Source organism: Janthinobacterium pasteuri (assembly GCF_051380775.1).
Lineage (GTDB): Bacteria > Pseudomonadota > Gammaproteobacteria > Burkholderiales > Burkholderiaceae_D > Janthinobacterium.
Map to the genome: position 1 here is coordinate 1 of NZ_JBNYXS010000035.1, position 22,971 is coordinate 22,971.

The 22,971-nt window shown below is 62.0% G+C and carries 18 protein-coding genes, 1 tRNA gene and 1 pseudogene; 7 read left to right on the top strand and 13 right to left on the bottom strand.

Going from position 1 to position 22,971, the window contains the following annotated elements:
* From ACQ4WN_RS24340 to ACQ4WN_RS24355, 4 genes and pseudogenes are all read left to right on the top strand, one after another.
* A pseudogene (locus ACQ4WN_RS24340) lies at positions 1–151 on the top strand (IS1595 family transposase); the annotation flags it as partial.
* 81 nt (positions 152–232) lie between these two features.
* Positions 233–886, top strand: a complete 654-nt coding sequence (locus ACQ4WN_RS24345) for an AIM24 family protein (protein ID WP_436553836.1) — start codon at positions 233–235, stop codon at positions 884–886.
* 47 nt (positions 887–933) lie between these two features.
* Positions 934–1,545, top strand: coding sequence for an AIM24 family protein (locus tag ACQ4WN_RS24350; RefSeq protein WP_436553837.1), 612 nt, complete (start codon positions 934–936; stop codon positions 1,543–1,545).
* A gap of 3 nt (positions 1,546–1,548) precedes the next feature.
* Entirely contained in the window at positions 1,549–2,286 is a 738-nt protein-coding gene (locus ACQ4WN_RS24355; RefSeq protein ID WP_436553838.1) for an AIM24 family protein, read from the top strand.
* A 135-nt stretch (positions 2,287–2,421) separates the two neighbouring features.
* On the opposite strand, the gene ACQ4WN_RS24360 is transcribed toward ACQ4WN_RS24355, so the two are convergent.
* Complete coding sequence (locus ACQ4WN_RS24360) at positions 2,422–3,219, bottom strand: enoyl-CoA hydratase (RefSeq protein WP_436553839.1); 798 nt, start codon at positions 3,217–3,219, stop codon at positions 2,422–2,424.
* A gap of 42 nt (positions 3,220–3,261) precedes the next feature.
* Entirely contained in the window at positions 3,262–3,891 is a 630-nt protein-coding gene (locus ACQ4WN_RS24365; protein ID WP_436553840.1) for a head GIN domain-containing protein, read from the bottom strand.
* A gap of 178 nt (positions 3,892–4,069) precedes the next feature.
* Between ACQ4WN_RS24365 and ACQ4WN_RS24370 the strand changes: the two genes are divergently transcribed.
* Positions 4,070–4,627 (top strand): flavin reductase family protein, encoded by a 558-nt coding sequence (locus ACQ4WN_RS24370; RefSeq protein WP_436553841.1) that lies wholly within the window; start codon positions 4,070–4,072, stop codon positions 4,625–4,627.
* 141 nt (positions 4,628–4,768) lie between these two features.
* Here ACQ4WN_RS24370 and gdhA read toward each other — a convergent pair whose 3' ends face one another.
* The 7 genes from gdhA to ACQ4WN_RS24405 all read right to left on the bottom strand — a co-directional run bounded on the left by gdhA (position 4,769) and on the right by ACQ4WN_RS24405 (position 15,107).
* On the bottom strand, positions 4,769–6,112 hold the full coding sequence (gdhA, locus tag ACQ4WN_RS24375; RefSeq protein WP_436553842.1) for an NADP-specific glutamate dehydrogenase: 1,344 nt from the start codon (positions 6,110–6,112) through the stop codon (positions 4,769–4,771).
* A 207-nt stretch (positions 6,113–6,319) separates the two neighbouring features.
* Positions 6,320–7,567 carry a DUF819 family protein gene (locus ACQ4WN_RS24380; protein WP_436553843.1) on the bottom strand — a complete coding sequence of 416 codons (1,248 nt, stop codon included), beginning with the start codon at positions 7,565–7,567 and terminating at the stop codon, positions 6,320–6,322.
* A gap of 191 nt (positions 7,568–7,758) precedes the next feature.
* Positions 7,759–9,120 (bottom strand): prephenate-dependent tRNA uridine(34) hydroxylase TrhP, encoded by a 1,362-nt coding sequence (trhP, locus tag ACQ4WN_RS24385; protein WP_436553844.1) that lies wholly within the window; start codon positions 9,118–9,120, stop codon positions 7,759–7,761.
* A gap of 24 nt (positions 9,121–9,144) precedes the next feature.
* Positions 9,145–11,616, bottom strand: a complete 2,472-nt coding sequence (locus ACQ4WN_RS24390) for an acyl-CoA dehydrogenase (protein WP_436553845.1) — start codon at positions 11,614–11,616, stop codon at positions 9,145–9,147.
* Between the two features lie 123 nt (positions 11,617–11,739).
* Positions 11,740–12,081 (bottom strand): collagen-like protein, encoded by a 342-nt coding sequence (locus ACQ4WN_RS24395; RefSeq protein ID WP_436504495.1) that lies wholly within the window; start codon positions 12,079–12,081, stop codon positions 11,740–11,742.
* A gap of 324 nt (positions 12,082–12,405) precedes the next feature.
* Entirely contained in the window at positions 12,406–14,742 is a 2,337-nt protein-coding gene (locus ACQ4WN_RS24400) for a PKD domain-containing protein (protein WP_436553846.1), read from the bottom strand.
* A gap of 289 nt (positions 14,743–15,031) precedes the next feature.
* Positions 15,032–15,107: transfer RNA gene (locus ACQ4WN_RS24405), tRNA-Phe, on the bottom strand.
* 119 nt (positions 15,108–15,226) lie between these two features.
* Between ACQ4WN_RS24405 and ACQ4WN_RS24410 the strand changes: the two genes are divergently transcribed.
* Positions 15,227–15,997, top strand: a complete 771-nt coding sequence (locus ACQ4WN_RS24410; protein WP_436553847.1) for a hypothetical protein — start codon at positions 15,227–15,229, stop codon at positions 15,995–15,997.
* A 51-nt stretch (positions 15,998–16,048) separates the two neighbouring features.
* Here ACQ4WN_RS24410 and ACQ4WN_RS24415 read toward each other — a convergent pair whose 3' ends face one another.
* The 4 genes from ACQ4WN_RS24415 to ACQ4WN_RS24430 form a co-directional block, all read right to left on the bottom strand.
* Positions 16,049–16,486, bottom strand: coding sequence for a hypothetical protein (locus ACQ4WN_RS24415; protein ID WP_436553848.1), 438 nt, complete (start codon positions 16,484–16,486; stop codon positions 16,049–16,051).
* 147 nt (positions 16,487–16,633) lie between these two features.
* Positions 16,634–19,024 carry a S9 family peptidase gene (locus tag ACQ4WN_RS24420; protein WP_436553849.1) on the bottom strand — a complete coding sequence of 797 codons (2,391 nt, stop codon included), beginning with the start codon at positions 19,022–19,024 and terminating at the stop codon, positions 16,634–16,636.
* A 104-nt stretch (positions 19,025–19,128) separates the two neighbouring features.
* Positions 19,129–21,390 (bottom strand): putative bifunctional diguanylate cyclase/phosphodiesterase, encoded by a 2,262-nt coding sequence (locus ACQ4WN_RS24425; protein WP_436553850.1) that lies wholly within the window; start codon positions 21,388–21,390, stop codon positions 19,129–19,131.
* A 255-nt stretch (positions 21,391–21,645) separates the two neighbouring features.
* The gene (locus tag ACQ4WN_RS24430; protein ID WP_152283969.1) at positions 21,646–21,951 is read right to left on the bottom strand and encodes a PsiF family protein; all 306 of its coding nucleotides are present in this window, start codon (positions 21,949–21,951) and stop codon (positions 21,646–21,648) included.
* A 266-nt stretch (positions 21,952–22,217) separates the two neighbouring features.
* Between ACQ4WN_RS24430 and ACQ4WN_RS24435 the strand changes: the two genes are divergently transcribed.
* Positions 22,218–22,757, top strand: coding sequence for a DUF2058 domain-containing protein (locus ACQ4WN_RS24435; protein WP_436553851.1), 540 nt, complete (start codon positions 22,218–22,220; stop codon positions 22,755–22,757).
* The last annotated feature ends 214 nt before the right edge of the window (positions 22,758–22,971 follow it).

Below are 22,971 nucleotides of genomic sequence, written 5' to 3' on the forward strand. Positions count from 1 at the left end.
CGGCTGGCTGCGCATATTCCACGGGGTAGCCAGCCATTACCTGCCGAATTATCTGGGGTGGCGCTGGATACTCGACGCCGGACGCATCCGCTCCCCGGAAACATTGTTGAAGGCAACCATGGGAGAGTTCCCACACCTTACGGTGACATAGCCTTTTTTTATTCGCTCGCCCCCGTTCGGGAGGAATAGCACTTGCATGGCGGTAACGCCCCCGGTATCTTGTCGGATAGCCATGGCTTTGTGCCCTGGCATTCTTGGGGAGTCGCGCGTGACCAGTTTCCGCACCAATACCGACCGCCTGCTGGAAGTGCGCCTGCAGGATGAAAAAGTGCTGGCGATTGCCGGCACCATGGTCGCCTATACGGGCAGCATCAAATTTGAAAAATCCTTGCTCGGTGGCGAGGGCATCTTCGGCGCGCTCAAGCGCAAGGTGACGAACGAAGGCATGCAGGTGATGCAGGCCGCCGGCACGGGCACCGTGTTTTTTGCGCAGAATGCGGCCGAGATCACCGTCATGGCGCTGGCCGGCGAAAAGCTGACCATCGAAAGCAGCAGCCTGCTGGCTTACGACACGAGCCTGAAGACGGGCACCAGCTTTGCCGGCCTGCGCGGCGCCAGTTCGGGCCAGGGCCTGTTTTCCACTACCGTCGAAGGCCACGGCAACCTGGCCGTCATTTCGCGCGGCAACCTGATCATGCTGGAAGTGACGCCCGCGCACCCGCTGCGCGTGGACCCGGACGCCTTCGTCGGCTTCAAGGGAGATATCCGCCAGGAATTCGTTTTTGATGTCAACTGGCGCACCATGATCGGCCAGAGCTCGGGCGAATCGTACCAGCACAAATTCACAGGCCAGGGCGTGGTGTTCATCCAGCCCGCCGAACGTTAAGTTAGCGAGGACCCGCGATGCCTGTCTATCAGCAAATCAATGAAAAGATGCTTGAGGTTAAACTCGGCAATGAAGAAGTGTTCGCGCGCAAGGGCGCCATGGTGTCTTACCAGGGCGACGTGGCGTTCAGCCGCTCTTTCCTGGCCGGCCAGGGCGTGCAAAGCCTGGCCATGCGCGCCGTCACGAACGAAGGCTACGCCATGATGTCGGCGCGTGGCACGGGCAGCGTGTTTTATGCGCAGGGCGGCCTGTTCGTCAGTATCGTGCCCGTGCGCGGCGAAACGTTTTATGTGGAAAGCGATTCTCTGCTGGCCTTCGATGCGCGCCTGACGGCCGGCACCATGTTCCTCGGCAACCAGGGCGGCGTGCAGGGCGTGGTGCGCGGCATGGCCTCGGGCCAGGGCTTGTTTACCACCACCTTGCAAGGCACGGGCGAAGTGGCGATTTTGTCGGATGGCAACGCCATCGGTTTGCCCGTCACGCCGGACGTGCCCGTGTTTGTCGACCCGCAAGCGTATATCGGCCACACGGGCCAGCTGAGCTCGACCATCGTCACGGACCTGAACTGGAAAACCTTTGTCGGTCAGGCGTCGGGCGAGTCGTACCAGGTGAAGTTCACGGGCCAGGGCACGGTCTACATACAAGCGAGCGAAAGGTAAGCCATGACGATTTACAACCCTGATACCTTGCCGAAGAACGATAACTTGAACCGTTTTTCGTATGTCATCGACGTCAAGGAACAGATCTTCATTCGCAAGGGCAAGATGATTGCCTTTTATGGCGAGCTGCGCTTCGAAGCCATGGGCAGCAGCGTGCTCGACTTGATCGTGCGCAACGCCTTCAATGCACCGAAATACATCCACCACTTTGTCGTGGCGCAAGGCCAGGGCCAGTTGATTTTGGGCGACAACGGCAACGACCTGGCGTGCTACGACCTGGACAACGCCAACATGACCATCCGCGCGAAAAACCTGCTGGGCTTTACCAAGGATGTGATTTGCCAGGAATCGACCCTGCCCGGCTATCTGACGATGATAGGCACGGGTAAAGTCATCGCCTCGTCGAACGGTCCCGTGCACTTCCTGGAGTTGCCTTGCCGCGTGGATGAGCAGGCCGTGCTGGGCTGGGCCGATTGTCCCAGTCCTTCCTACCACTACGATTATGCCCACGTGCAGGGCTGGGCCTCGGCCGCCGGCGCGCTCACGGGTTTCAGTTTATCTGGCGAGGAAAAGCAGATCGACTTCACGGGCGCCGGCACGGTGCTGGTGCAGTCGTCCGAGCTCGATGTGACGGGCAGTTCCGCCCTGATGCAGCTGCTGGCGCAATTGCCGCTGCTGGGCAAGGAAGACCTGGGTACCTTGAGTCTTTCCGTACAGCAGCAGATGAAGGACAGTCGTTAAGACTAGGAAGTCCAGGAGTACCTGACAGAACCGTAGCGAGCGGAAGGGAGAGGTAGCCGAGAAGCGCAACCGTCCTAAAGTACGGTGAGCATCGCACGCTGCCTATACCGACGCGCAGTAGGTTCGGTCAGGTACTCAAGGTCGCGCCCAGCTGGGCGGCCGCTTCTCTAAAAAGGCGCTCACGCCTTCGTCTGCATCCTCTTCCATCATGTTGTGCGCCATCACGTCGCCCGCATATGCATACGCGTCGTCCAGCGGCAGCTGGCGCTGCCGGTAGAACATGGCCTTGCCGTAGCGGATGGCTGTCGGGCTTTTCGCCATGATTTGCTGGGCCAGGCGCGCCACGGCCTCGTCGAGTGCCGCATCGGCCACCGTTTCATTGATCAGGCCCCAGTCGGCGGCCGTGTCGGCGTCGATGAAGCGCCCCGTTACCAGCATGTCGAAGGCCCGCTTGGGCGACACATTGCGCGACAGGGCCACCGATGGCGTGGCGCAGAACAGGCCCACGTTGATGCCGGACACGGCAAAGCGCGCGGACGCGCCCGCCACGGCCAAGTCGCAGCTGGCCACCAGCTGGCAGCCGGCCGCCGTGGCGATGCCGTGCACGCGGGCAATCACGGGCACGGGCAAGGCCTGGATGGCTTGCATCACGCGCGAGCATTGCGCGAACAGGGTTTGATAATACGCAAGCTCACGCGTGGCTTGCATCTGGCGCAAATCGTGGCCCGCGCAAAAGGCCTTGCCTTCGGCGGCCAGCACCACACAGCGTACCTGCGGTTGCTGCGCGATGCTATCGAAGGCCTCTTGTAGCGCGGCCAGCATGGCGACGGACAGGGCATTGAATTGCAGCGGACGGTTCAGGCGCAGGGTGACGAGGCCACCCTCATCTTCGCGCAGCACCAGTGGTGCGTCGGTATCGTGTAAAACGGTCATGCAGTCTCCAGTGGCCTGATGGCCTTGTTGTTCTAGGAAATCTTATTTGGCGGCGTTCACGCTGCCGATGCCGGCGACCGACTTGTGGACGATCTTCGGCTTGCCGTAATACGTCAGTTCGCCCATGCCGCGCACGACGGCGTTCAGTTCTCCCGAGGAATACACCTTGACGGAACCGATGCCGTCGAAATTGACATCGACGTTTTTCGCCAGCAAGGCTTTCGTATCGACTTCGCCCACGCCTTGCGCCTTCAGGCGCAGCCAGTCGACCTGGCCATCGGCAGCCAGGCGGCCCGCGCCCTTGTAGCTGATGTCGACTCGTGGACCATTGAGCTTGGTCAAGATCTTCTCGCCCGCGCCTTCTGCGATCAGCTTGCGCAAGGTGGGCATGGTGATGATGACCCGCGGGTCGCCCTCCGTTTTCTTGATATTTTTATCCTTCATGGAAATTTTCAACTCGCCATCGACCACTTCCGTGATCACGCCGCTGAGGAATTTCTGGTCGCCGCGCAGCAGCAGGGTCTGCTCCTTGCCCGATTCCACCTCGATGCTGATGGGGCCACGGATATCGATGGCGTTGAAGGTGGCGACCGTGCGGCTTTGCTCGTCGGCATGCGCGAGGGTGGAGAGGCAGGCGAGGGACAGGACTGACAACAGGAACAGAGGGCGCATGGCGGTTTCCTTGGATAGTTGATCAGTGTATTCTATGTTGCAACATCTCTAACGGGGAGAAATTTGCGATGAATTGCACAAATCGCGGCGCCGATGACACGCCCCCGCCATCGGCCAGGCGCGCGCCCGCCAAGGCGCCATTGGTCTATGCTATGGCGTACCGCGTCCTGGAGACCAGATGAAAAATTACCACAAAGAAGATTATCCCGTCGCCGATATCCGGCGCTTCCTCGAACCGGGGCCGGTGGTGCTGGTCAGCTCAACGTGGAAGGGCGAAAGCGACGTCATGACCATGGGCTGGCACATGCTGATGCAATTGTCACCATCGTTGCTGGGCTGCTTCATTTCCGACGCGAATCACAGCTATGAAATGATCAAGCGCAGCATGGAGTGCGTGATCAACCTGCCCACGGCCGACATGGTCGACCAGGTGGTGGCCATTGGCAACTGCAGCGGCGAAGATACGGACAAGTTCGCCGCCTTCGGCCTGACGGCCCAGCCGGCCGAGCAGGTGGGCGCGCCCCTGATCGCCGAGTGCTACGCCAACTTCGAATGCAAGCTGGCCCAGGTAGCGGGCAATCCGAAGGGTGGCTTCTTCATTTTCGAATGCGTGAAAGCCCACGTGGCCACCTCGCCCAAGCTGCCCGAAACCCTGCACTACCGGGGCAATGGCGAGTTCATGGTATCGGGCCGCACCATCAGCCGCAAGAGCCTGATGAAGCCCGAGATGCTGTAGGACACCTGATCAAACCTCGCGCGTCGATATAGGCGGCCTGCGATGCTCACCGTACTTGAGTACGGTTGCGCTTCTTAGCCACCTCTCTCTTCCGCTCGCTACGGTTTTGTCAGGTGTCGTTAGACCGCTTAAATTACCCCCTTAAATCACCCCTTGCGCCAGCATCGCATCGGCCACTTTGACAAAACCGGCGATATTGGCGCCATCCACATAGCTGACGGTGCCATCGGCGCGCGTGCCGTATTGCTTGCATGCGGCGTGGATGCCTTGCATGATCTGCAGCAAACGCGCGTCGACTTCTTCGCGCGGCCAGGAAATTCTGGCCGCGTTCTGGCTCATTTCCAGGCCCGACGTGGCCACGCCGCCAGCATTGCTCGCCTTGCCTGGCGCATACAGCACGCCGGCCGCCTCGAACGCCTTGGCTGCCTCGATGGTGGTGGGCATGTTGGCGCCTTCGGCCACGCATTGCACGCCATTGGCGATCAAGGTGCGCGCATCGTCGATGTTCAATTCATTTTGCGTGGCGCAGGGCAGGGCGATGTCGACCGGCACGTGCCATGGCGACACACCCGCCTCGAAGCGCACGCCCGTGCGTTCGGCGTAGTCGCTGACGCGGCCATACAGATGGTTCTTGATCTCCATCAGGATGGCCAGCTTTTCCGGCGTGAAACCGTCTTCATCGATGATGGTGCCGCTGGAATCGGAGACGGTGATGACTTTCGCGCCCATGGCCATGGCTTTTTCCACTGCGTACTGCGCCACGTTGCCCGAACCGGAAACGGACACGCGCATGCCTTCAAACGAGCGGCCCCGCGTTTTCAGCATTTCCTCTGCAAAATACACGGTGCCATAGCCCGTCGCTTCCGGACGCATCAGCGAGCCGCCAAAGCTGGCGCCCTTGCCCGTGAACACGCAGTCGGCGCGGTTGCTGAGCTTTTTCATCATGCCGGCCATATAACCCACTTCACGCCCGCCCACGCCGATGTCGCCGGCCGGCACGTCCGTGTCCGAGCCCACGTGGCGGAACAGTTCACTGACGAAGGCCTGGCAAAAGCGCATCACTTCGCCCGGGCTCTTGCCCTTCGGATCGAAATCGGCGCCGCCCTTGCCGCCGCCCATCGGCAAGGTCGTCAGGGCATTCTTGAACGTCTGCTCGAAGGCGAGGAATTTCAGCACGGACAGCGTGACGGAAGGATGGAAGCGGATGCCGCCCTTGTACGGCCCGATGGCCATGCTGTGCTGGATGCGGTAGCCGCGATTGACTTGCACCTGGCCATGGTCATCGACCCACGACACGCGGAACATCACCACGCGCTCCGGCTCGATCAAGCGTTCCAGCAAGCCTTGTTCCGCGTATTTCGGTTGCTGTTCCAGGAATGGCCACAAGCTTTCCATGACTTCGGTGACGGCTTGCAGAAACTCGGGTTGACCTGGATTGCGTGCGGCGACATGCTGGACATACTCGTGAGCAGATGCGTATTTCATCAGAATTCCATGGAGGTGATCGGTTATTTGGGCAACTATCATCGCAGATTTTGCACGAAAATAGTGCATAAATTTGGTTCTGAGGGGTTTCTGCTACATGATGGGGATTTTTTAGGGCTGTGCGCACGATGCGATGGGTAAACGACAACGCCAGCCCGAAGGCTGGCGTTGTCGTTGCGGGTTTGGCTGGTCAAGCCAGGATAAGCCTCACCCCGCCATGCTGCGCAGTATCAAACCCGTGATATAGGCGCCATAGGTGCCCAGCGCATAGCCGAGCACGGCCAGCAGCACGCCCACGGGCGCCAGGGACGGGTGGAAGGCGCTGGCGATGACGGGGGCCGAGGCGGCGCCGCCGATGTTCGCTTGCGATCCCACTGCCATGAAGAATAGCGGCGCACGTATCAGCTTGGCGACGAGCAGCATCAGGCCGCCGTGCACGGCAATCCAGATCAGGCCCAGCAGGAACAAAAATGGCTTGTCGAACAGGGCTTTCAAGTCCATGTGCATGCCGATGGTGGCCACCAGCACGTACAGCATGGCCGAGCCGATGGTCGAGGCGCCCGCGCCTTCCAGGCTGCGCGCGCGGGTAAAGCTGAGCAGCAAGCCGAAGGTGGTGGCGAGCACGACGATCCAGAAGAAGTTCGACGTCAGGCTGTAATCCTGCAGGCGCCACTCGGCCGGCAGGGTGGCGATCCAGTTGATGATGGGGCCGGCCAGGAAGTGCGACAGGCCCGTCACGCCCAGACCCACGCCGAGGATGATCATGATGTCGGTCAGGCTGGCAACGCGCGCGTGCTGGGCGCGGTAGCTTTCGATGCTGTCCTTGAGCGCATTGATGGCCGTCAAATCGGCACCCGTCCAGCGGTCGAAGGCGCCCGCGCGGCCTGCCAGGAACAGCAGTACGGCCGTCCAGACGTTGGCCACCAGCACGTCGACGGCGACGAACTGTCCGAACAGCGTGGCATCCACTTCAAATACTTCCTTCATGGCCGCCTGGTTGGCGCCGCCGCCTATCCACGAACCGGCGACAGTCGTCATGCCGCGCCAGGTGTCGCCTGCCACCGTTTCCGGGTGGATCAAACGCAAGGCTTCGAACGAGACGAGGGCGCCCAGCATGACGCCAAGCGTGCCAGTGAGAAACATGATGATGGCCTTGGGGCCGAGGCGGACGATGCCGCCGAAATCGATAGCCACGCACAGCAGCACCAGCGCGCTGGGCAGCAGGTAGTCGCGCGCCACGGCGTACAGGCCGGACGTGTTGCCATTGATGATGCCGAAGGTGTTGAGCAGCGCCGGGATCAGGTAGCACATCAGCAGTGAGGGGATATACGTGTAAAACTTTTTCCAGAAGCCGTTCGTGCGGGAGGCGGTCCAGAAGACGGCCCCCAGGGTCATGGCAAGCAGGCCGAGGACGACGGCATCATTGGTGATCAGGGCAGGTGTGGCAGGTGGCATCGGGGATTCCGGTGAACGTGTCAGGAACGCCCGGGATGCCGATAAGGCTCCCGGGCGCGGGGTGGCCGTATCGTATAGCAATGTTGAGGCTTAAACAAATTGTTTAAGCGCTGCCTTGCAGATTTTTACTTGTCAAATCAAACACTTAGAAACTGCTCGCCACCCCGCGTACCAGACTGGCGGTTACAAGTTTACAAATAGCGCGCCAGCAAGGCCTTGTCGAGGGCGCCGTCGAGTTCGATGCGCACGAAGTGGCCGCTGCCGGGCGCCACCTGGATTTCCTTGCCGTCATCGCTGAGCATGCGTGCTATGGTGAAATCGCGGTTGCCGCCCGGATGCAGGGCCTCGATGCGGTCGCCCACGGCGAAGCGGTTTTTCACTTCCACCCTGGCCCAGCCGTCCGTCACGCCCAGCACGTCGCCCACGTACTGGCTGCGGTCCGCTTCCGAGGCGCCGCGCATGTAGTTCTGATGCGTTTGCGTGTGGTGGCGCTGGTAAAAACCGTCCGTGTAGCCACGGTTGGCCAGGCCTTGCAACTGGCCCAGGAGGCCGATGTCGAAAGGACGGCCCGCCACGGCGTCATCGATGGCCTGACGGTAGACTTGCGCCGTGCGAGCCGCGTAGTACAGCGATTTGGTACGGCCCTCGACCTTCAGCGAGTCGACGCCGATCTTGACCAGGCGCTCGATATGCTCGACGGCGCGCAAGTCCTTCGAGTTCATGATGTAGGTGCCGTGCTCGTCTTCGAGGATCGGCATCAGCTGGCCCGGGCGCTGGGCTTCTTCGATAAAGTAGGGCTGGTCGGCCAGCGGGTGGCGCGGCTGCTGGTGCAGGGCGGAAAACGCATTGTTGTCGGCCTCGGCCAGCGCCTGGTGAAATTCCAGCGGCACCACCTGCATGCCGCCCAGGTCGCCGCTGGCGTCTTCGGACGCATTTTTCACCTTGTAATCCCAGCGGCAGGAATTGGTGCAGGTGCCCTGGTTCGGGTCGCGGTGATTGAAATAGCCGGACAGCAAACAGCGGCCCGAATAGGCGATGCACAGGGCGCCGTGGACGAACACTTCCAGTTCCATCTCCGGGCAGCGCTGGCGGATTTCCTCTATCTCGTCGAGCGACAGTTCGCGCGACAAAATCACGCGTGTCAGACCCATGCGGTGCCAGAATTTTACATCCGCCCAGTTCACGGCATTCGCCTGCACGGACAGGTGCACGGGGACGTCCGGCCACTTGTCGCGCACCATCATGATCAAGCCCGGGTCGGCCATGATCAGGGCGTCGGGACGCATGGCGATCACCGGTTCCATGTCGCGCAAATAGGTTTTCAGCTTGGCATTGTGGGCGAAGATATTGCTGGCGACAAAGAATTGCTTGCCGCGCGCATGGGCGCCATCAATTCCCTCCTGCAAGGCTTGCAAAGTTGAAAAATCGTTATTGCGCACGCGCAAACTGTAGCGCGGCTGGCCCGCGTAGACGGCGTCGGCGCCATAGTCGAAGGCGGCATGCATCTTGGCCAGGGAGCCGGCAGGCAGGAGGAGTTCGGGAGCGTGGCGCATGGGCGAGGGGCAAAGCCGGCCATTCTATGCGGGCTGGCGCGGCGATGCCTTGCCTTGGGTCAAGGGATTGACATCCGGCGCCATCTGGCTCTCCGTCATCGTCGTGTACGCGGCCTTGGTACCGCTCGTGCCGGGCTTGTCGCTGGCCTCGACCACGCCTGCATCATCGCGGGGATAGGAACCCAGCGTTTCATGCGCTGCGGCGGGCGCAAAATCGTCGACCTGTATCAAGCCGTCGACCAGGCGCGCGTATTCCAGCAAGGTATTGTGCTCCTGGCAGTTGACGCTGCCTGCCGCCTTGGCCGTTGCCAGCCACTGTTGCATGGCGGACAGGCTTTGCGGCAAGTGCCGCAGGGCCGCGCCCTCGGGCGTATCTTTCAGGCGCTTTTCGATGGACAGCACTTCCGGCAGCAAGGCCAGTGCCCGCTCGGCGCAGGCCACGGGATCTGCCGCGTCGCTGGCCACATGGCCGTCGGCCAGCAGGCGTTCGCGGTCGGCGCCCGGCGTTTGCAGGGCCAGCGCCACTTCACTGCCGAGTTCGTCGGACGGCGGACGATGGGGCAGGCCGAACGGGAACAGCAAGGTGCGCAGCAGCACCGCGAGCACGCGCGCGGGGAAGTTATCGAGCACGCCCGTCAAGCCTTGCTGCGCCTTGACCAGCGCATCTTGCAGCGACCAGTGCACATAGGGCAGGTCGGCCTCGGGCCGGCCATCGTCCTCGTAACGCTTCAGCACCGACGAAGCCAGATACAGCTGCGCCAGCACGTCGCCCAGGCGCGCGGACAGCCGTTCGCGGCGCTTGAGTTCGCCACCGAGCACGAACATCGACATATCCGTCATGACGGCAAACGCCGTCGACAGCCGCGTCAACGCGCGGTAGTAGGGGGCCAGTGCGGGTGCGCCGGCGTCGGGCACGGCCGCCAGGCGCGCACCGCCCAGTCCGTACCATAGCCCTCTGGCCAGGTTGCCCAGCACAAAGCCCACGTGGCCAAAGAAGGCCGCATCGAAATCGCGCAGTGCTTTGCGGCCATCGCTTTCGCTGACGGCAGCCATTTCCCGGAGTACATATGGATGCGCGCGGATGGCGCCCTGGCCGAAGATGATCAGGCTGCGCGTAAGGATGTTGGCGCCTTCAACGGTAATCGCGATGGGGATCTGCTGGTAGGCGCTGGCGAGGAAATTGTTGGGGCCAATGCAGATGCCCTTGCCGCCCAGGATATCCATGCCGTCATTGACGAGCGCGCGTCCCCGTTCCGTGACGTGGTATTTGACGATGGCGGAAATGACGGCCGGCTTTTCGCCCAGGTCGACGGCGTGCGCAGCCAGGGTGCGGGCCGCGTCCATCAGGTACAGGTTGGCGCCCATGCGGGCCAGCGCTTCCTGCACTCCTTCAAATTTGCCGATAGCCATGTTGAACTGGCGCCGCACGGCCGCATACGCGCCGGTGCCGCGCACGGCCATCTTGCCCATGCCCACGCTGGACGAGGGCAGAGAGATTGCCCGTCCCGCCGCCAGGCATTCCATCAGCATGCGCCAGCCTTTACCCACCTGCGCCTGGCCGCCGATGACCCAGTCGATGGGGATGAAGACATCGTTACCGGACGTGGGGCCGTTCTGGAATGCGGCATTGAGTGGATGGTGGCGGCGGCCAATCACCACGCCGTCGTGGCTGGCGGGGATCAGGGCGCAAGTGATGCCCGGCGAATCGTTGTCGGAGAGCAAATGATCGGGGTCGCTGGTCTGGAATGCCAGCCCCAGCAAGGTCGCCACGGGCGCCAGCGTGATGTAGCGCTTGTTCCAGGTGAGACGGAAACCCACAGTGGCGCGCCCCTCATGCATGCCCATGCACACCACGCCCAGGTCGGGAATGGCAGCCGCATCGGAACCCGCATACGGGCTGGTCAGTGCAAAGCAGGGAATCTCCGTGCCGGAAGCCAAGCGCGGCAGGTAATAATTTTTTTGTTCTTCGGTGCCGTAGTGCAGCAGCAGTTCGGCCGGTCCCAGCGAATTGGGCACCATCACGGTCACCGCCAGCGCCGAGCAGCGGCTCGACAGCTTCATCACCACTTGCGAATGCATGTAGGCGGAGAACTGTTTGCCGCCATATTGTTTCGGGATGATCATGCCGAGGAAACCCTGGCTTTTCATGTAGGCCCAGGCTTGCGGTGGCAAGTCGAGTTGCTGCTGCGTTTCCCAGTCGTTGACCAGTTCGCACAGCCGCTCGACGTCGTGGTCAAGAAAGTGGCGCTCTTCAGCGGTGAGCGAGGCGCGTCCATAGGCCAGCAGCCTGGACCAGTTGGGCTGTCCGGAAAACAGCTGGGCATCCCACCAGGTGGTGCCCGCCTCAAGGGCGTCGCGTTCCGTATCGGACATGCTTGGCAAGATGCGCTTGAACAGGGCCAGCAAGTGTGGGGTAATCAGGGCGCGGCGCACGGGGCCGGGCGCGAACAGTGCAAGCAGGCCCAGCAGGGCCACCATCAGTATGATCGTCAGCATGCGATATCTCCCTGTGTAATAAATACAGGGTAGGCCGATATGGCCGATGTTACTGTGCGGTACTGCGCATACGCACAACGCCAACCGCAGGGGTTGGCGTTGTGGAGTGTGGCGTGAGGCGTATTAGCGTTGTGGAACGACAATCACCGTGTCGCCCGTCTTGCCTTTGGCGCCGTCGTCGCCCTTGGCACCGTCGTTGCCTTGAACACCATCGTTGCCTTGTGCGCCAGTGGCTCCCTTGGCGCCATCATATCCGGCGGCACCGCTGTCGCCGGTCTGGCCAGTGGCGCCGGTGGCACCAGTCGCGCCGGCAGGGGCTTCGGCGCCTTTGGCACCCGTAGCGCCTGCAGGACCAGGCGCGCCTGCAGGGCCGGGAACGACTTGCACGATAGGGGGCGCTTCGCGCTGGCAAGCGGTCAAGGCGAGGGTAGAGGCGAGCGCGAGCAATATCAGGGTGGTTTTCATGATGCATCCTTTGGCAGTGTGCCGTTATGTACGGAACGGCTCGACGGCGTCGGGCGCGAGTTTCGCATGGCGGTGTGGTGGGGAGAGCTAGCCAGGTGGCCGTCCCGCCGTGTCGCACAGGGCGCTGGCGGCGGGATGGGTATATGGTCTGCTTGCAGCATGCGCTCTTGGACAGCCGCAGTCCGTACGTTTGCCCACACAATGGGGCGGCGGGGTGGAGGTTTTGTGCAAAGACAAACAAAAAAGCCAACCCGAAGGTTGGCTGTGAAGTTTTACATCGGGTTGGCGGCTCCCGGATATACCGTCGGGCGCTGCATGGTACGCCTATTTGACGGTGAAACTCTGGCTGTAACCGCCATTCGTACTCGTATAGCCCAATACATCACTGAAAGCTAGAGAGCTAATCTGCCATGCACCCGCTTTGGCACCTGCGGGGATCGTCGCCGTCGTCCTGAAGGTGGCATGCTTCGCGTCGCCGGATGCCAGCACCCATTGGCTCCAGATGCGTGTGCCGCCGATATCGGCGTCGTTGTACCAGGAGGGGGTGGGCAGGTCGTTGAGATTGACCCCGGTCGCATCTGTCACGATGACAGTAGCCGTCACCAGTTGGCTTGCCTGTGAGGCTTCAACGGTGGTGGGGGTGACGGTGATAGCCGAAACGGCGGGACCCGACGTGTCGCTGAGTCCATTACCTTGCACGGTGAAGCTCTTGTCGTAGCCGCCATTCGTACTCGTATAGCCTAATGTGTCGCGGAACGCTGTCCAGCCAACAGTCCAGGAGCCTGCTTTGGCTCCCGCGGGGATCGTCACCGTTGAACTGAAGGTGGCATGCTTCGCATCTCCTGATGCCAGTACCCATTTGCTGTCGATGCGGGTGCCGCCGATATCGGCGATGTTGTACCAATAGGGATTGGGCAGGGCGTTGAGATTGACCCCGGTGGCATCTGTCACGATGACGGTGACCGTCACCGGTTGACTTGCCTGCGAGACGTCAACGTTCGTGGGATTGACGGTAATGTCCGACACAGAGGGCCCCGAGGTGTCGCTGAGTTCATTGCTCTGTACGGTGAAACTCCGGCTGTAACCGCCATTTGTACTCGTATATCCTAATGTGTCGCGGAACGCTGTCCAGCCAACCAACCAGGAGCCGGCTTTGGCGCCTGCGGGGATCGTCACCGTCGAGCTGAAGGTGGCATGCTTTGCATCTCCTGATGCCAGTACCCATTTGCTGTCGATGCGGGTGCCGCCGATATCGGCGATGTTGTACCAATAGGGATTGGGCAGGGCGTTGAGATTGACACCGGTGGCATCTGTCACGATGACGGTGGCCGTCACCAGTTGACTTGCCAGGGAGACGTCAACGGTGGTGGGATTGACCGTGATGGCCGAAACAGTGGGGCCAGAGGTGTCGACGGCGCTGGCGGTGACAGTGACCGTTGCGTCTGCACTGCTTGCTTTGCCATCGTTGACGATGAGCTTGACGACATACAAACCAGCGGCATCGGCGGTAAAGGTGGTCCTGGCCGAGCTGGCAGAGGACAAGGTGGCCGTACTGTTCGCCGGTTTTTCCGTCAGCTTCCAGGCAAACGTCAAAACATCGCCATTGGCATCCGAGCTGGCGCTGCCATTGAGTTCGACCACGCTGCCGGACAAGACATTTTGCGCGTAGCCTGCGTTCGCAACCGGCGCCGCATTGGCATTACCGGCCGTAATGCTGACCGCCGCGGCGTTGCTGCTGACCTTGCCGTCGTTGACGATGACGCTGGCAACATAGGTGCCAGCCACATCCGCCGTAAAAGTGGGTCTGGCGGAGGTCGGCGACGACAAGCTTGCGATGCTGCCTGCCGGTTTGGATTGCAGCGTCCATGCATAGCTGAGCGTACGGCCTGCATCCGCCGAGCTGGCGCTGCCATCGAGCGTGACGACAGTACCCGTGACGACGCTTTGTGCAGGCCCAGCCTGGGCGACAGGGGGGACGGCCGCAATATCGGCGATGACTTGCTTGATGGCGTCTGTATTGCTGATCTTGGCCAGCGCGGTCACGACCTGGGTGAGCTGGGCGGCATTGATTTTCACTCTGAGCGCATCCAGAAGCCGGTCCTGCGCATCGCCGCCGGCCGGGTTGTTTTGTGTCGCGGCTTTCAAGGGTGTGGAAAGGAAATCAGCGAGCGGGCTCGTGTCGACGACACCGTTCAGTACCGTACCCACATCAGCCTGCGCTGCTCTCACTGCCGTGGGCGTGATCTTGCTGTTGGCAATAGCGGCGTCAAAAGCGGCAAAGAAGACTGCGGGTTCGTTCCCCAATACCCGCGCCGTCAGCATCTCGGTCAGTGGCGTGATGTTGGCAGTGGCGGCGCTACCGCTTCCCAGCACCAGCGTATGTAATTTTGAGCTATCTACCGGATCGGTAATCTGGAGCAGGCACGGTAGTTTGCCACCGGCGGCGGCAAGGCTGTAGCTGCCGTCAGCCTGCGTCGTGGCGTTGCCTGTGCCCGTCTGGCATTTGGCAGTAATCATGGCGCCGGCAATGGCCTTTCCCGTTGCGGCAGTGCCGTTGACTGTTAAATCTGCCGGGGCCACAGGAGCCGGTGACGAGCCGCTACCACCGCCACCGCATGCAACGAGCATGCACGAACCAAGCACAATTGCCAAAGTCTTCATCGAATCTATCCATTTTTAATTTTTCAAGTGATGCCAGGTGGCGTCACGCTCAAACGGCCAAGCTCTTGTCGGAGTCAGTCTGTTAAGGGAAATTATATATCTTTAAGCAATATTTCATGCCTTGAAATTTAAGGCGATGTACCTGAAGGGACGTAGGATGTATTTTTTTCAAGCGGCGCGCAGCGCTGCGCGGCTTGCAGCGTGACTGGCGATAGGCTGGGCACGAGCAGCTCAGCAAACAAAAAAGCCAACCCGAAGGTTGGCTTTTTGATATTTACTACTGAATTCTTGGTGGCCCGGGGCGGAATCGAACCACCGACACAAGGATTTTCAATCCTCTGCTCTACCGACTGAGCTACCAGGCCAAGGCGGCGAATTATAGCAGAAAGACTTTCCACCTGACCAGAGCTAGCTGTGTTCAAATGCAACAGATGGCCAAAACATGGTGTTTTGGCATCCTTGTATGACCTGAAGGGATGTGGCGATGCTGCGATGTATTGGAGTGCAAGGCCTGGCGGCTGTGGGCTTGTTCAGTTTGTTTTGCGGGATGGCGCGGGCCGACGGGCTGGCCGATCTGAATGCTGCGCTGGCGCGCTTGCAGGGCCAGATGCCCATCAAGGCGCAGGTCGAGTCGAAAACCTGGCGCCGCGAGGGCGAGGGCAAGGCGGCGGAAGAGGATAGCGGCCAGGCCACGGTGGCCGTCGAGGGCGGGCCGGCGGGCTTGCAAGTGCTCTACGGCAAGGACTTGCTGGCGAAAGTCGAAGCCGAACAGCGCGCCAGGGGGAAGGATCCGAAGGTCAAGACGCCGATCGGCTTTGCGCTGGGGGAAATGAAGGCGACGGAGCTGCGCTCCATGGTGTCGGCGGCGGACGCCCTGTCGCGCGAAATCGAGGAGGCCGTGTTCAGCGGCGAAAAAATGGATAGCTACAAGGGCAAGCCGGCGCGCCTGCTCAGCTTTACCTTGTCGCTCGACAAGGTGCCTGAAAAAGACCGCAAGTATGTGAAGAAGTTCGAAGGCGGCATCGAGGTGTGGATCGCCGCGGATGGCACGCCGCTGGCCAGCCATTTCCACTTTGACGTGAGCGGGCGCGCGTTTGTCGTCGTCAGTTTTACGCAAAAGACGGAGGAGACGCGCCAGTATGGCGTCAGCGGCGACCATTTATTGTTGTTGCGCAAGGAGAGCAAGAATGCCACCTCGGGTGCGGGCGAGAAGGTGGAGAGCAAGATCGTCAAGACCTTGCAGCTACAGTCCTGATTTGTTGCTGAACCACGCAAGCCGCTGATCCAGCGGCGTAGTTATCCTTGCCTACATGGCCGAGCTGCCACCCAGGCCGCTCTTTTGCAGCACGCAGCGCCCCGCCTCGCAGGTGGCGCCGGGGTTCGTGACGATGGAGCAGGTCGACATCATGCCGTCCGCTTGCTGCTGCTTGCGGCTCGCCTCGGCTTGTGCCTGGGCCAGGGCCTTGAGTTTCTTGCCGTCATAGTCCTTGCTGGACCAGGCCAGGTAGCGCTCGGGGCCGCCGCAGGCCTTGGCACCGATGGCGATGGTTTGGCATTGCTGGGTGGAATCGCAGGCAGCGGCGCCCACTTCCGCCTGGATTTGCGCCAGCAAGCCGGCATTGCCGGGTGCGGGCGGCGCATCTTGTGCGGGGGCGCTGCCGCAGGCACTGGTGGCCAGCAGAACGAGGGCGGCGCATGCGGCGCGCAGCAGTGGCGACAGGGTGGAATAGTTTGACGTTTGCATGCCTTTATCATGGGCCACGCCAGCGGAAATGGCAAGCCCGATTCACCCTTGGCCAGCGCCTTGGGACTGCTCATTTTCCATATTCGCTGGTGCCAAGGCAAACTGCCGTGCATGAAAAATGCCCGCGTAAAAGCGGGCATTGGAGGTTTATTTCAGCGTACGCTGGAACAGCTGATAAATCCTGCGGTACTCGTCATACCACGCTTCCGGCTGCACGAAGCCGTGGCGCTCCATGGGATAGCTGGCCATTTCCCAGTTATCCTTTTTGAGCTCAATCAAGCGCTGCGACAGGCGCACGGAATCCTGGTAAAACACGTTGTCGTCGATCATGCCATGGGCAATCAAGAGGTTGCCCGTCAGTTTGTCGGCGTATTCGATTGGCGACGAGATTTTGTACGCTTGCGGATCGATGTCCGGCGTGTTCAGGATATTCGCCGTGTACTCGTGGTTGTAGGTGGTCCAGTCCGTCACGGGACGCAGCGCTGCGCCGGACTTGAAGACGTCCGGCGCGCGCATCAGGGCCATCAGGCTCATGAAGCCGCCATAGCTGCCGCCATAGATGCCCACGTTCTTGATATCGCCCTGGTGCTGCTGCGCCAGCCAGTTGGCGCCGTCGATGAAATCTTCCAGTTCCGGGTGGCCCATCTGGCGGTAGATAGCCGTGCGCCACGCGCTGCCATAGCCGAGCGAGGCGCGGTAGTCGACGTCGAGCACGATATAGCCTTGTTCCACCAGCAGGTTGTGGAACATCTGTTCGCGGAAGTACACGGGGTAGCGCTGCGTGACGTTTTGCAGGTAGCCGGCGCCGTGCGCGAACATGACGATCGGATAGCGCTTGCCCGCTTCCAGCTGCGCGGGGCGATACAGCTTGGCCCAGATCGGTGCCGCGCCATGCGTGGACGGCACTTGCACCAGTGCCGGCATGACCCAGTTGCGCGCCTTGAACGCCTCGCTGCGCGTATCCGTCAGGATATTCGCCTTGCCGCCTGCGACAGAAACCGTGGCCAGCTGGGCCGGCATATAGCTGGTCGAATAGCGCAGCAGCAGCTTGCCGTTGTCGGGCGACAGGCCGAAGTTTTCCACGCCTTTCAGATTCGTCACTTCGCGCGCGCCGCCATCGCTGGCCGTGCTGGCGCACACTTCATAGGTGCCGGGTGCCTGCCGGTTGCACATAAAATAGGCGGTCTTGCCGTCGCGGCTCCACTCGACGGCGCTCACTTCCCATTTGCCTTGCGTCAAGGCGCGAGCCGGAGCCGCGCCTGTTTTTGTGTACAGGTGGGCGTAGCCGCTTTCCTCGGACAAATACCACAGGGTGGCGTTGTCGGGCAGCCAGCCAAATTCCTCGGCGCGGCGGTTGACCCAGGCCGCGTCGCTGACGCGGTGCACGGGCACGAGGGCGCCATTGGCCAGGTCGACATTGGCGATCCAGCCGTCCTTGTTGTCGATGGCGCGGATGCGCACGGCCACCTTGGAACCGTCATCGGTCCAGGCGATGCCGTCGCGCTGGGCGTCGATGCGCACGGGGCGGTTGCCTTTTAGTGGCGGCAGCTTCTGTTCGGCGCGCAAGGTCGCCAGCGGGTCGGTGGCGATGCCGGGCAGGCTGTCGAAAGCGATCTCGCGCACCTGGCCCGTGCGCAGGTCGGCCAGTTTCAGGCTTTGCGCGATCGGCATGTTGCGGCCCACGCGCGTACGCTCGTCGTCCGCTTCCGGGTAGCCCGTTTCCGTCACGTAGCGGGCCAGTTTGCCCAGCTTGCCTTTTTCCGCGGCCTTGTCTTGCGTGACGAACAGCAGCCAGCGGCCATCGGGCGACAGGGCGCTGCCGGAAATCGTGACTTTCTCGCCCAGGTAGATCGGTTCTGGCGCGCGCGTGGCGTCCAGGCGGCGCTCTTCGTGGCGGCGCTCTCGGTTCGCGTCGCGGTCTTCCTTCTGGCGCGCCAGGTTGACGATCAGGCGCAGTTGCAGGTCGCGCAGGGCGTCCGCTTCCGGCTTGGCGTCCGGGTCCTTGGCCGCGCGCAACAGGGCCACGGGGGCGCTCAGGCGGTCAACGCGGCTCCAGCTGAACCAGTCGCTGCCGCTGCGGTACTGCACCGCGCTGCCGTCGGCCGAGTATTGCGGGTCGCTGATGGCCGAGACGCCGCGCGTGATCTGGATCAAGGTGCCGTTTTTCAGGTCGCGCTCGAACAAGTCGCCATTGCGCAGCAGGATGGCGCGCGTGCCGGCCCGGTTAACGACCATCTGCTGGCCATCGAGGTTCGCCAGTTGCGCATCGTCGACCTTCTTGCCGCTATTGAGCCTGGCGTTCGCGCCAGGTAATTGATAGGTGTCGCGCAGGGGCGAGCCGAGGCGTTTTTGCTTGTAATACAGTTGGCCATTCCAGCCCCACCATGCCGCATCGACAGGCGTGCCGATCCAGTCGGGATCGGCCATGGCCTGGTCCAGCGTGATCGGCGTGGGTGCGGCGATGGTGGAGGGGGCCGCATGGGCGGTGGGCAGCAGAGATAGCAGCAGGAGCGGCAACAGGGGAAGAACCAGACGCATCGGAGATCGCTTTATTTGACAAGATTATAAAAGGGGATGCTGAAGGTACAGGCTATGAGGCCGGTATTCTAGCGGAGGAGTTTCGTGGGGGAAATGCCGTAAAGCTAACGCCGTTCGGTCAGCCAGGTGATGAAGTCAGCGAGCGGCATGGGCCGCGCATACAGATAGCCTTGCAAGCCGTCGCAATCGTGGGCGACCAGGAAGGCGGCCTGCTCCTGCGTTTCCACGCCTTCGGCCACCACGCGCAAGCCCAGGTGGCGCGCCATGGCCAGGATGGCTTGCACGATGGCCGTGTCGCGCGCGTCGCGCGGTGTGTCGTCGATGAAGCGCTTGTCGATTTTGAGTTCGTACAGCGGCATCGAGGTCAGGTAGGCGAGGCTGGAATAGCCGGTGCCGAAATCGTCGATGGAAAAGCGGATGCCCAGGGCCGCCAGTTCGCGCATGCGCGCCAGCGAGGCGTCGCGCTGGTCGATCAGCAAGCCTTCCGTCAATTCCAGGATCAGGGCGTCGGCCGGCGTGCCGTGTTCGGCCAGCACCACCTGCACGCGGGTGGCGAAATCGGGTTGGCGGAACTGGGCCGGACTGACGTTCACCGACAGCGCCACGGGCGATCCTGCCTGCGCCAGCAGGCTGGCGGCGCGGCACGCTTCGCGCAGGGCCCAGTGTCCCAGCCTGACGATCAGCCCCGACTCTTCGGCGATGGGGATGAACACGCCTGGCGCAATGTGCGTGCCGTCAGGCTGTGGCCAGCGCATCAGCATTTCGGCGCCCGTCACCCGTCCATCGCGGTCAACCTGGGGCTGCACGTGCATGCACAATTGGCCCATGTCGAGGGCGTGCGCCAGCGCCCGTTCCAGGGTCAGGCGGCGCTCCACGCCCGCCTGCATTGCCGCTTCAAAGAAGGCGATGCCGTTGCGCCCTTCCGCCTTGGCGCGGTACATGGCGATGTCGGCTTCGCGCAGCAGGTCGTGCGCCTGCCGGCCCGCTTTTGGCAGCAGGGTCACGCCGATGCTGGCGCTGCAATGATAGGACTGCGCGTCGATATCGAAGTCGCGCGCGATGGCGGCGCGGATTTTCTCGGCCACCTGGGCTGCCGCATGAGCGGCGCCGTGCAGGTCATCGGCCAGGTGCGCCAGCAGCACGACGAATTCGTCGCCGCCGATGCGCGCCACCGTGTCGGCCTTGCGCATCTGCTGCGCCAGCCGTTCGCCCGCCAGGCGCAGCAGCGCGTCGCCGGTGGAGTGGCCGCGCGCGTCGTTGATGTGCTTGAAGTGGTCGAGGTCGATGAACATCAGCGCACTGATTTTACGGTCGCGCGGCGCGGCGGCCAGCAAGTGGGCGATGCGGTCCATCAGCAGGCGCCGGTTGGGCAAGCCCGTCAGCACGTCGTAGAAGGCCAGGCGGTGGATGTCCGCTTCGGATCGCTTGCGCTCGTCGATTTCCCGCTCGACGGCTACCCAGTGGGTTTGCTTGCCGTCCGCATCCGTGAACGGCACCAGTTCCGCTTCGACCCAGTACGCCTTGCCGGCCTTGTTGTAATTGAGCAGTTCCGCGCGTGCCGGCTGGGCGCGGTCCATCGCGGCGGCGATGCGCGCCAGTTCGTCCGCATCGGTGGCGGGGCCGTGCTGGAACAGCAGGCTGCGACCCAGCACCTCGGCGCGCGCATAGCCGCTGCTGCGTTCGAAGGCGTCGTTGACGAAGATGATGCGCGTGGCGGATACCGCTCCCACGCCGGGCAGGGCATCGGTCACTTCGGCGATCATCACCATGTCGTTCAGGCGGGCCAGCGCCGTGGCCGTCAGACGCAGATCGGCGTTCAGCTGCGACAGGGCCTGGCTGCTGCGTTCCAGGTGGCGCAGCAGGAAGGCGCAGGAGAGCGTCAGCACGGCGGCGATGAACAGGAAGTTCAGGGCCACGATCAGCGCGCGCAGTACGGGGGAGTCGGGCACGCCCTGCAGGTGCAGGGTGACGTCGGGATGCAGGCCGAGGAAAAAGATGGTCAGCGAGGTCAGGGCCAGCGTTGACAAGGCTGGCCGCATGCCCAGCAGCAGGGCCGCCAGCACGGGCATGAGCATCATGTAGATCTGACTGACGGGGCCGATTTTCAGCAACAGGCCCACGCCCACCAGGTAGGCGACGATGAGAAATTGCCACACGCGCCAGCGGTAGGGCATGCTGCGCAGAAGCCAGATAATGCCGATCCAGCCGATGGCCAGCACGTCCAGGATCGCTATCGACCAGATAGCTTCGCGCGCCGCCAGCAGCGCGCTGGGAATGGCCGTCACGAAGCCAAGCAGCAGCACCACCTGCAGCAGGTGCTTGAAGACCAGGCCGCGCCAGTGCGCGAGATCGTTCGACACCGCCACGCTGCCGTCCTTTCTCCAGAATGCCGTGGAAGCTTACTGAGCAGTAGCTTGATTAAATACTACGCGGTATATTTCTTCATGTCATCTTGATCATTAAGCATGATTGCCGGCGTTCAGCGTTCAGCGTTTCAGGCTGGCAGTGGAAGGGGGCAGGCGATAGGGCAAGAGGGAACTCCAGGCGGTGGGAACAAAAAAAAGCCAGCCTGTCGGCTGGCGCTGTGGGGTGAAGCGCCCACTGACGCTTCGAACCGGCGCTTATTTTTTGGGCGCGCTCAGGCATTCTTTCATGAATGCCTTGCGCGCGTCGCCCTTCATATCCTTGGCGTCTGCATTGCACGTTTTCATCTTGTTTTGCTGCGTCATGGCCGGCGCCGGCTTGGCGCTCAGGCATTCCTTCATGAAAGATTTGCGCTCATCGCCTTTCTTGCCCGCGGCATCGGCATTGCAGGTGGTCATTTTCGACTGTTGCGCCGTCTTGGCGGCAGGGGCCGCTTCCGGTGCGGCGGCAAAGGCGGTGCTGGCAAACGCGGCAGCGATGCAGAGGGCGATTAATTGTTTCATGGCAAATCCTTGTAGACGCAGGCGATGGAAGGGGACATGCAATCGGCAGTTCACAGCCGATATGCAGAACGTAACTAACTATATGACATTTATCAACAAAATTTCTAATCGAGTGTGTCTTTTTGTTACTGCCAGGCGCCAGGCGTCCACCGGCTGGTCCGGGCAGTCATTCTGCAGCAGCAGCGGCCCTGTTTTTTGCTATGCTAGCGTTTTTCCACCGGCCGATGCCGCTGCCTTGGCCGGCGCACCCTCAATACGGAGTAGTTATGGTCTCGTTGCAAGAGCAGTTTTTAAAGGCCGGCCTGGTCGACAAGAAGAAGGTCAAACTGGCCAACCAGGACAAGAGCAAGCAAAAAAAGGACGAGCGCAAGAGCGGCACGCAAAGTGTCGATGAGGTGCGCCTGGCCGCGCTCGAGACGCAGCGCAAGAACGCCGAACGTGCGCGCGAACTGAATGCGCAGCGCGACGCGGCCGCCAACCAGAAGGCCATCGTCGCGCAGATCGCGCAAATGGTGCAAAAGAACCGCCAGAGCAAGGGCAACAACGGCGACGTGCCGTATAACTTCACGTTCAGCAACAAGATCGAGCGTATTTATGTGACGGCCGCCGTGCAAGCCCACCTGGTGGCGGGCCGCCTGGTGATCGTCTGCCTGGGCGGCGCCGTGGAACTGGTGCCGCGCATCATCGCCGACAAGATCGCCGAACGCGATCCGGCCATCGTCGTGCGCGTGAAACAGGCCAGCACGGAAGTGGATGAGGACGATCCGTATGCGGCGTTCCAGATTCCTGATGATTTGATGTGGTAAGGAGGCGATTTCCCGGCGCCAGGTGCGTTGGATGATGGTAGCGAGCGGGCCGGAAACGGCCCGTTCAGGACGACGTTTATAACAGCGCCAGATCCGTTTTTCCGTAAGATTGTGGCGCCGCCCGAATGTGGCATACTGGATCGAGCGGGCCGTGAGGCCGCCCAGTTGCGGCCGGCTTCTGTTTCTGCTGCCTCCCGTGACACCCTACGTCCGA